At 33.7% G+C, this 10,318-nt stretch carries 5 protein-coding genes; 1 reads left to right on the top strand and 4 read right to left on the bottom strand.

Going from position 1 to position 10,318, the window contains the following annotated elements:
* Positions 1–226 precede the first annotated feature (226 nt).
* On the bottom strand, positions 227–667 hold the full coding sequence (locus ACFX5E_RS13865) for a hypothetical protein (protein ID WP_379855758.1): 441 nt from the start codon (positions 665–667) through the stop codon (positions 227–229).
* 358 nt (positions 668–1,025) lie between these two features.
* Here ACFX5E_RS13865 and pafA point away from each other — a divergent pair, with 358 nt between their 5' ends.
* Entirely contained in the window at positions 1,026–2,642 is a 1,617-nt protein-coding gene (gene pafA, locus ACFX5E_RS13860) for an alkaline phosphatase PafA (RefSeq protein WP_379855755.1), read from the top strand.
* A gap of 57 nt (positions 2,643–2,699) precedes the next feature.
* On the opposite strand, the gene lysA is transcribed toward pafA, so the two are convergent.
* The 3 genes from lysA to gltB form a co-directional block, all read right to left on the bottom strand.
* Positions 2,700–3,920 (bottom strand): diaminopimelate decarboxylase, encoded by a 1,221-nt coding sequence (gene lysA, locus ACFX5E_RS13855; protein WP_379855754.1) that lies wholly within the window; start codon positions 3,918–3,920, stop codon positions 2,700–2,702.
* Positions 3,921–4,088: 168 nt separating this feature from the next.
* Positions 4,089–5,543, bottom strand: a complete 1,455-nt coding sequence (locus ACFX5E_RS13850; protein ID WP_379855753.1) for a glutamate synthase subunit beta — start codon at positions 5,541–5,543, stop codon at positions 4,089–4,091.
* A gap of 2 nt (positions 5,544–5,545) precedes the next feature.
* Positions 5,546–10,063: a glutamate synthase large subunit gene (gltB, locus tag ACFX5E_RS13845; RefSeq protein ID WP_379855752.1), complete on the bottom strand. Its 4,518-nt coding sequence runs from the start codon at positions 10,061–10,063 to the stop codon at positions 5,546–5,548.
* Between the last annotated feature and the right edge of the window lie 255 nt (positions 10,064–10,318).

The raw sequence follows: 10,318 nt of genomic DNA, 5'->3' as shown, positions 1-10,318 counted from the left end.
CAGGAGCAAATAAAGAACATTTATTCCATTCGAGAGAGAGGACTTTAAAGTCCTTTCTTTTGAAAAAATATCTTTATCTTTTCCCTAAAGTTGCATTAATTAGTTGAATCTAGTAAATTTAAAATATGTATATATTCTTTTCGTAGTAAATCTTTGTGACCAAAATCTTTCTTTAGTAGCTGTGAAGCTATCTTTAGCATCAGTTATTACAGTCATTCCCATTTTTTTATACGAGAGCTCTTGTTTTTTTTCTCGTATTCTCATTGTCAATATAACAGGCTCCAATTAAAATTTCTCCATTAGCATTCAGCATTTTATAGGCAAAGGTGAAAATAGTATCAAATTTTTTATTTTTTGATAAATCGATTTTTTCTGACAATAAATTATAATTTTCAAAAGGGAAGTTTTCAGAATAAAAATTACCTGCAGTAAACCAAGTTATAATAATTAAATCATACTGCTTTTGTAATTGATTTAATTTTACAGCATCTAAAAAATAAACGGTCACTCTATCTTCAATATTTAGTTCGTTGGCTGTGTTACGAGCTAAATTAACACATATTTCGGCATTATCGATACCGTCATATAATTTAATCATATTCCACATTTCGGGAATTGCACTTAAATGTTTTACTATTCGAGCATTACCAATTCCTACGTCTAATATGGTTACAGGATCTCCTTTTTTTTAGTATATTTCAGCAATTACGTTCTTTAGTTCTATAAACTCTGCCCATTATGCTTGTAATAATTCTTCAGATAAATAATTTTCATCAAATGATTTGTACACAGTATTTTCATTGTCAGACATTTCCATAACTACTTTATTTTAAACTAATTCAAATTTAAAATTTAATCTGGCATATTGGAATTAGAAGAGTCTTTTTATTTCAAGGGCCTATATTTTTTTTGAATTCTCATTTTAATTGAGTTAAGAGAAGATTAATTTATTATGTTTAAGTTTTTGTTCTGTCCTATTTTTAAACATTAAATTGTATTTTTGGTGAACTATATAAAAATATAATATGAAAAAAATTATTTTGTTTTTGGCATTTTTTATGGCTTTAAATATGCAAGCTCAAAAGAGACCAAAATTGGTTGTTGGTATTGTTGTAGATCAGATGAAGATGGAATATTTATACCGTTTTTCGGATGATTTTTCTGCGAATGGTTTTAAAAGATTGATGAATAATGGATATACTTTTCATAATATGCATTACAATTATGTACCTACATATACTGCACCGGGTCATGCTAGTATTTACACTGGAACTACTCCGTCAACTCATGGTATTATAGGGAATGACTGGTTTAATAAAGCAACTGGAAAAGATATGTATTGTACTGATGATGCTTCAGTTAAAACAGTAGGTGACGGAGCTGAAAAAGAGGGAGCTATGTCTCCAAAGAATTTGCTAAGTACTACCATTACAGATGAATTGCGAATGGCGACAAATTTTAAAGGAAAAGTAATTGGGATGAGTATAAAAGACCGTGGGGCTATTTTACCAGCGGGTCATTTTGCGAATTGGGCATTTTGGTACAGTAAAACTGGAGCTTTTATTTCTAGTACTTTTTATGGTTCAGCATTACCTAATTGGGTAACTGAATTCAATCAAGAAAAGCGGTATATGAATTATATCGACAAAGGTTGGGATTTATTGAAGCCCATAGCCGCTTACAATGAAAGTCTTCCTGATGATAATCCATATGAAGGGAAATTAGATAAAGCTAACGCACCTATTTTTCCATATGATTTAAGTAAGATATATAAAGAAAAAGGGGCTGATGTTTTGCGGACTACACCTTTTGGGAATGATTTTTTGGCAGAATTAGCCATGAAAGCTATAGAAAAGGAAGGTCTTGGAAAAGATAATATTACTGATTTTCTTACTGTTAGTTTTTCTTCAACGGATTATGTAGGACACACTTTTGGTCCACGTTCGATGGAGTTGCAGGATACATATTTACGTTTAGATCAAACTTTAGCTCAGTTTCTAAACTATTTAGACAAAACGGTTGGTGAGGATAATTATTTACTTTTTCTGACTGCTGATCATGCTGGAGCTGAAAATCCAAATTATCTAAAGGACAATAAATACAATGTGAAAAATATTCCCTCAAAAGACATTGTTGAAGCGTTAAAAAAACATTCTAACGACACGTTTGGTGCTGATTTAATATTGGATTATTCTAACTTTAATCTTTTTTTTAATAAAGAAAGTATAAAGCAAGAAGGTCTAGAATTGACGACAGTGAAACAAAGTTTTAAAGACTTTTTGATGACTCAAGAACAGGTTAAAAGAGTGTATACTGAGGAAGAAATTTTGGCTTCTACCGGAAATGATTACTTTTTAAATTTTATTTCAAAAGGCTATGATCCAAGACAAAATGGCGATATAGTTATACTTGATAAAGCTGGATATATGGAATATCAAGCTACAGGAACAACACATGGTTCACCCAATAGTTATGATACTCATGTACCATTGCTTTTTTATGGATGGCAAGTGCCAAAAGGAGAAATGCATACTAAAAAATACATTACTCAAATTGCACCGACACTTTCACAAATGTTGAAGATTCCATTTCCTAATGGAACTGAATCGGAAGTTTTGGAAACGCTATTAAAAAATAAATAATTAGAATTGCCCTTATTTTAAAAATTCCCATTTGCCTTGGCAAATGGGAATTTTATTTTATACTGCTGTTACTGCAAGTGGTAACGCGATTTGATTTTTTAATAAATCTTCAAAAGTTTCATGAGCTCGAATCAAATGTCCTTCTCCTTTTATCCACAAAACTTCTGCCGGTTTGTATCTTGAATTATAATTAGATGCCATTGAGAAGCAATATGCTCCAGCATTTCTGAAACATAAAATATCGCCTTCTTTTATTTCGGAAATTCTTCTGTTATTTGCGAAAGTATCTGTTTCACAAATATATCCAACTACGGAATAAAAACGTTCCTTCCCTTTAGGGTGCGAGATGTTTTCAATGTGATGTTGTGAACCATAAAACATTGGTCGTATTAAGTGATTAAAACCACTATCTATTCCTGCAAAAACTGTTGATGTAGTTTGTTTTACGACGTTAACTTTTGCTAAAAAGAAGCCTGCTTCACTTACTAAAAATTTTCCTGGTTCAAATATCAAGGTTAATTCTTTTCCGTATTCAACACAAAAAGCATTGAATCTTTTAGATAATTTTTTTCCTAGTTCTTCAATATCGGTTTCTATATCGTCTTTTTTGTAGGGTACTTTAAATCCGCTTCCAAAGTCTAGAAACTCCAGATTTTTAAAGTTTTTTGCAGCATCAAATAATATTTCAGCGGCATATAAAAACACTTCAATGTCAAGAATATCAGATCCGGTGTGCATGTGAATACCTACGATGTTCATTTTTGTGTTTTCAACTATACGAACTAAATGAGGTAATTGATGAACAGAAATACCAAATTTACTATCAATATGACCCACAGAGATATTGGCGTTTCCACCTGCCATAACATGAGGATTTATTCTAATGCAAACAGGAACGTGTGGATATTTTGTTCCGAACTGTTCTAATATTGACAAGTTGTCAATATTTATTTGAACTCCCATTGCATTAACTTCTTCAATTTCTTCTAGAGAGACTCCATTTGGGGTATAAAATATTTTTTCGGGCTCGTAACCCGCGTGTAAACCCAGCATTACTTCTTGAATTGATACGGTGTCTAAACCAGATCCCATTTCTTTTAGTAATTGAAGGATTGCAACATTAGACAATGCCTTCATCGCATAATTGATGCGTAACTTATTTACTTTAGAAAAAGCTTTTGACAATCTGTTGTATTGAGATTGTATTTTTTCGGCATCATAAACATATATCGGGCTTCCGAATTGTTCCGCTAATTGTACTAAGTCTTTTGATTGCATTGCTATTATTTTTATGCAAATTTATTATCTTTATTGATACGAACAAATAAAAACTAAGATTATAACAAATTGTAACAAAATGTTTGAAAACAAACACTTTTTGTGTATTTATTGTTTTTAATCTCTTTTTTTACAAGCTGAATTTTAATTATTTTCAATTGGTCACTATTATAAATTAGGTAAATCTCCGTTGCCTTTAGTAGGTAAATTAGTGAAACCCATTAAATAATTATCTACTTCTCTAGCCGCTTCACGACCTTCAGATATTGCCCAAACAATTAGTGATTGGCCTCTTCTCATGTCACCAGCAGTAAATATATGAGGAACATTTGTCTGATAATTTGTTGCTTTATAATTGGTTCTAAAATCTACTTCCAATCCCAATTGATCACTTAATGTTTTCTCCGGACCTGTAAATCCAAGTGCTAACAAAGCCAAATCGCAAGGCCATATTTTTTCTGAACCTTCTTTTTCAATTAATTCAGGTCTTTGTCCTAATGTCATTTTCCAGGCCACTTCAACAGTTTTCAATCCTGTTAATTGGCCGCTTTCATTAGAAATGAATTCTTTGGTATTAATTAACCAGTTTCTATCGCAACCTTCTTCATGTGAAGAGGAAGTTTTTAATTGTAAAGGCCAAAATGGCCAAGGAGTAGTTTCACTTCTTCCAACTGGTGGTTTTGGTAATATCTCAAAATTAGTAACTGATTTGGCTCCATGTCTGTTTGAAGTTCCCACACAATCAGAACCAGTATCTCCACCACCAATAACGATTACATCTTTACCAGTTGCTTTGATTTGATCCGGAATTGATTCTCCGAATAATACTTTAGTTTGTTGTGTTAGAAAGTCCATTGCCTGAACAACTCCTTTGCTTTCAATTCCTTCTGTTGGAAAGCTTCTTCTTTCAGTTGCACCACCACATAACACGATGGAATCAAAAGAATTTAATTCTTCAATGCTATAATTTACACCAACATTTATATTTGTTTTAAAAGTAATTCCTTCCGCTTCCAGTACTTTAACACGTCTGTCAATAATCCCTTTTTCTAATTTGAAATTTGGAATTCCGTAACGTAATAATCCACCAATTGCATTGTCTCTTTCAAAAACCGTAACAGTATGTCCTGCACGATTTAATTGTTGTGCCGCTGCTAAACCAGCAGGGCCAGAGCCTATGACAGCTACTGTTTTTCCTGTTCTTGTAGCTGGAATTTGCGGTTTTATCCATCCCTCAGCAAAACCTCTTTCGATAATATTTTTTTCAATATTTTCAATAGCTACTGGTTCACTGATTATACCTAAAACACATGATTTCTCACAGGGAGCAGGACATAATCTTCCTGTGAACTCTGGAAAATTATTTGTTGATTGCAAAATTTCTAATGCACTTTCCCATTCTTCCTGATGCACCATATCATTAAAATCAGGAATCAAATTTCCCAACGGACACGAACTGTGACAAAAAGGAATACCACAATCCATGCATCTTGAACCTTGTTCTTTTATTTGATCTTTGGCTAACGGAATTGTAAATTCATTATAATTTGATACACGTTCTTCTACAACTATATTACTTTCGTTCGTTCTATTATATTCTTTAAATCCACCTATCTTTCCCATAACTATAGTGCTATTAGTTCTTCAATTTTTTTTTCTTCGGCCAATCTCTGTAATGCTTTTTTGTAATCTGTTGGCATTACTTTTACAAAATGGTTGCTTTGATTTTCCCAATCTTCCAAAATCCTTTTGGCTAATTGACTGTTAGTATACAAAGAATGATTTCGAATTAAGCGTCTTAGTTTTGTCACATCCTCATCTTCTAAGGTTTCAAAAGCAACCATTTCCATATTGCACAATGTTGCATCGAATTTATTATTTGGATCATAAACATAAGCGATACCACCACTCATACCCGCTGCGAAATTTCTTCCCGTTTTTCCTAGAACCACGACAGTTCCTCCAGTCATATATTCACACCCATGATCTCCAATTCCTTCAATAACGGCTGTTGCCCCGGAATTTCTCACACAAAAACGTTCTCCAGCCATACCATTGATATAAGCTTCACCTGTAATTGCTCCGTAAAGTGCAACGTTACCAATGATGATATTTTCTTCTGGTTTGAATGTTGCAGTAGGTGGGACTTTGATAATTAATTTACCACCTGAAAGTCCTTTTCCTAGATAATCATTACAGTTTCCATGAATTTTGAATGATAAACCATTGGTTGCAAAAGCACCGAAACTTTGTCCTGCAGAGCCGGTAAAGTCAACTAATATTGTGTCTTCAGGTAATCCTTGAGCGCCATATATTTTTGAAATTTCATTACTCAGTATAGCTCCAACGGAACGATCTGTGTTTTTGATATCAAAAGTAACTCTTGTTTTTTCTTTCCTGTAAATGGAAGGAATAGCCGCTTTTATGATATCAAAATCAAGTACATGTTCTAAAGCATGGTCTTGTTCTGTGGTATTATGATTTGGAACTACTTTCGCTTTTTCGGGCTTATATAAAATGGTAGACAGATCTAATCCACTTGCTTTATAATGTTTGATGGCTTTGTTGACATTCAATTTTTGAGACTGTCCCACCATTTCTTTTAGCGTTCTAAATCCTAATTGCGCCATGATTTCTCTTAACTCTTCAGCAATAAAATACATGAAGTTAATGATATGCTCCGGCGTTCCTTTGAAATTTTTTCTCAATTCTGGATCTTGTGTCGCAATACCTACTGGACAGGTATTCAAGTGACACGCTCTCATCATAATACAACCAGAGGCAACTAACGGTGCTGTTGCGAAACCAAATTCTTCAGCACCAAGTAAAGCAGCAATTGCGACATCACGTCCTGTTTTCAATTGGCCGTCACATTCTAAGACCACACGACTTCTTAAATCATTTAGGATTAAAGTTTGTTGGGCTTCGGCTAAACCAAGTTCCCAAGGTATACCTGTATGTTGTAATGATGTTAATGGAGCGGCTCCTGTTCCTCCATCGTATCCTGAAATTAAAATTACATCTGCTTTTGCTTTAGCAACACCGGCAGCGATTGTTCCAACACCAACTTCAGAAACTAACTTGACGTTGATACGTGCTTCACGATTGGCATTTTTCAAATCAAAAATCAATTGAGATAAATCCTCAATAGAGTAAATATCGTGATGTGGCGGGGGCGAAATTAGTCCAACATAAGGAGTTGAATTTCTTACAGCAGCAATCCAAGGCACTACTTTTTCGCCGGGTAATTGTCCACCTTCTCCAGGTTTTGCACCCTGAGCCATTTTTATTTGAATCTCTTTGGCATTTGTCAAATAATTGATAGATACACCAAATCTTCCTGAGGCAACTTGTTTAATGGCACTATTTCTAGAATCACCGTTTAAGTCTTTTTGGAATCTTTTAGAATCTTCTCCACCTTCTCCAGAATTACTTTTCCCACCAATTCTATTCATGGCAATTGCCAAGTTTTCGTGGGCTTCCTGACTGATAGATCCATAAGACATGGCGCCAGTTTTAAATTTTTTAACAATTTCTGTCCAAGGTTCTACTTCATCAATTGAAATTGGATCCAAATTATTGAATTCAAATAAACCTCTAATAGTCATTAGGTTTTTGCTTTGGTCATTGACCATATTTGCATATTCCTTATAACTTTCCGGACTGTTTAAACGAACCGCCTGTTGTAATTTAGAAATCGTCGTTGGGTTAAACATGTGTTTTTCGCCAGTTCTTCTCCATCTGTAGATCCCTCCAATTTCAAGCGACAATAAATTAGCCACTTTTGAATTTGGGAAAGCTTTTTGGTATCTTTTTTTGATTTCTTTTTCCACTTCCATTAGACCAATTCCTTCAATTCTGGAAGGCGTATAAGGGAAATATTTAGAGGTGAATGTTTTATTTAATCCTAAAATTTCAAAAATTTGTGCCGCTCTATACGAATGTAGTGTAGAGATACCAATTTTGTTCATGATTTTCAGAATCCCTTTTGCAATCGCTTTATTATAATTTTTAATAGCATAATCTGCTTTTACACCATTTATAAAACCTTGGTTCACTTGGTCATGGATGATTTCATTTACCATGTAAGGATTTATTGCACTTGCGCCGTAACCAAATAACAATGCGAAATGATGTGGCTCACGAGGTTCTGCGGACTCAATTATAATTCCAAATTTCGAACGAACTTTTAAAATATTTAGTGAATGATGAATATAAGAACAAGCCAATAGCATAGGTATTGGAGCCATTTTTTCGCTTACGCCTCTGTCTGAAATGATCACAATATTACAACCTTCAGAAACAGCTTTAAAAGTAGCCTGAACCGCTCGTTCCAAAGCGCGTTCCAATCCGTTTACTCCTTTTTCGATATCGTATAAAGTAGAAATAGTTACGGATTTGAAATCAGCATGATTTATGTTTCTTACTTTATCTAAATCCTCATTTGAGATAACTGGATTTTGGATTTTTAATTTTTTACAATGTTTTGGAACAATATCAAAAATATTATAATCACCACCAATTGCTAAACTGATATCAGTAATAATTTCTTCACGAATACCGTCCAATGGCGGGTTGGTAACTTGAGCAAATAATTGTTTGAAATAGTTGTATAACAATTGTGGTTGATCTGATAAAACGGCTAGCGGAGTATCATTACCCATAGAACTTAAAGGTTCAACACCTTGTATTCCCATTGGGTTTATTATAGTTTTTAGATCTTCTATGGTATAACCAAATAAACGCTGTCTTGTTTCAAAATCGATATTCTCCGTTGGAATAGCATTATCAGTATAAGGAATTTGAGCTAATTGCAATAAATTTTCGTCTAACCATTTTTTATAAGGACGTTTGGTAGCGACAGCATTTTTTATCTCATCATCTTCAATGATTCTTCCTTCGTTCATGTCTACCAAAAACATTTTCCCTGGCTCTAAACGACCATGTTTAATCACATCTTCCGGTTTGATGTCAAGAACACCAATTTCTGAAGACATGATAACGAAACCACTTTTTGTCAATGTATAACGAGAAGGTCTCAAACCATTTCTGTCTAATAAAGCACCAATAACATTTCCATCTGTAAATGGAATAGAAGCGGGACCATCCCAAGGTTCCATGATACAAGCATTATATTCGTAAAATGCTTTTTTCTCTTCTGACATCGTTTGGTGTTTTTCCCAAGCTTCAGGGACAACCATCATCATTGCTTCGGGTAAAGAACGTCCTGTCATCAGTAACAATTCGATTACCATATCCATAGAAGCAGAATCTGATTTTCCTTCTAATATAATAGGAAACAGTTTTTTGATATCGTCACCAAAAACATCACTTTTCATTAATTCTTCACGAGCACGCATTCTGCTGATGTTACCTCTAAGGGTATTTATCTCTCCATTGTGACACATGTATCGGAACGGCTGAGCCAATTCCCATGAAGGAAAGGTATTCGTCGAAAAGCGTTGGTGAACTAAAGCCAGTCTGGTAACTAAGTCATCATCGGTTAAGTCAGTATAATACCTACTGATGTCTTCCGGCATCAACAGACCTTTGTATATGATTGTTGTTGTAGAAAAACTAGAAAAATAGAACATGTGACTTTCAGAAATTCTTGAATTTCTAATAGTGTGTTCCGCAATTTTTCTGGCAGCAAACATTTTGGCATTGAATTGTTGCTCGGTAAGCTCCAATCCGTTTTTGCCAACAAATACTTGCTTAACGGTTGGCTCTTTCTCCGCTGCAATTTGCCCTAAATTAGTAGCGTCTACAGGAACATCTCTCCATCCTAATATTTCTAAATTTTGATCTTTTATGGAAGTTTCAAAAGTTGTTTTACAAAAGACAACCTGGTTTATACTTTTTGGCATAAAAAGCATACCTACAGCATATTGTCCTATTTCCGGAATTTCAAAATCACATACTTTTTTAAAAAAATCATGGGGAATATCAAATAGAATTCCTGCTCCATCACCAGTTCGACCATCAGCACTCACAGCTCCACGATGCTCTAATTTTATTAAAATATCTAATGCTTTATGTATGATGTCATTGGACTTAATTCCATTTAAATTGCAAATAAATCCTGCGCCGCAATTGTCGTGTTCAAATTCGGGCAAATAAAGGCCTTGTTCTTTAACTTTCATGCTTAATATTTTTTCTACAAAATTAAAGATTTGGTAGGATATAATAGGTGTAAAAGCCAAAACAGGTCTATTTTTACTGTAAAAGCAAAAAAGGCTTCAATAAATCGCAATAACAATATATAAACACTTCCGAAATGATTTATTGATAAAAAAGAAATGTATAAAATGCGTTGAAGCTCATGATTTTGAAAGAAATGTTGTACTTCCAATTTCTTTTATTTTTTTATAACAAATTAGCGCGCAATTTTTAAATTT

It is taken from the genome of Flavobacterium xylosi (assembly GCF_042787345.1).
Classification (GTDB): Bacteria; Bacteroidota; Bacteroidia; order Flavobacteriales; family Flavobacteriaceae; genus Flavobacterium; species Flavobacterium xylosi.
The sequence above is the reverse complement of the archived record's forward strand: the minus strand, read 5'-3'. Positions and strand labels throughout refer to the sequence as shown.

Excerpts from the sequence above, each read along its gene's own strand:
- pafA (WP_379855755.1), top strand. The coding sequence starts at position 1,026 with ATGAAAAAAATTATTTTGTTTTTGGCATTTTTTATGGCTTTAAATATG.
- lysA (WP_379855754.1), bottom strand. The coding sequence starts at position 3,920 with ATGCAATCAAAAGACTTAGTACAATTAGCGGAACAATTCGGAAGCCCG.
- ACFX5E_RS13850 (WP_379855753.1), bottom strand. The coding sequence starts at position 5,543 with ATGGGAAAGATAGGTGGATTTAAAGAATATAATAGAACGAACGAAAGT.
- gltB (WP_379855752.1), bottom strand. The coding sequence starts at position 10,063 with ATGAAAGTTAAAGAACAAGGCCTTTATTTGCCCGAATTTGAACACGAC.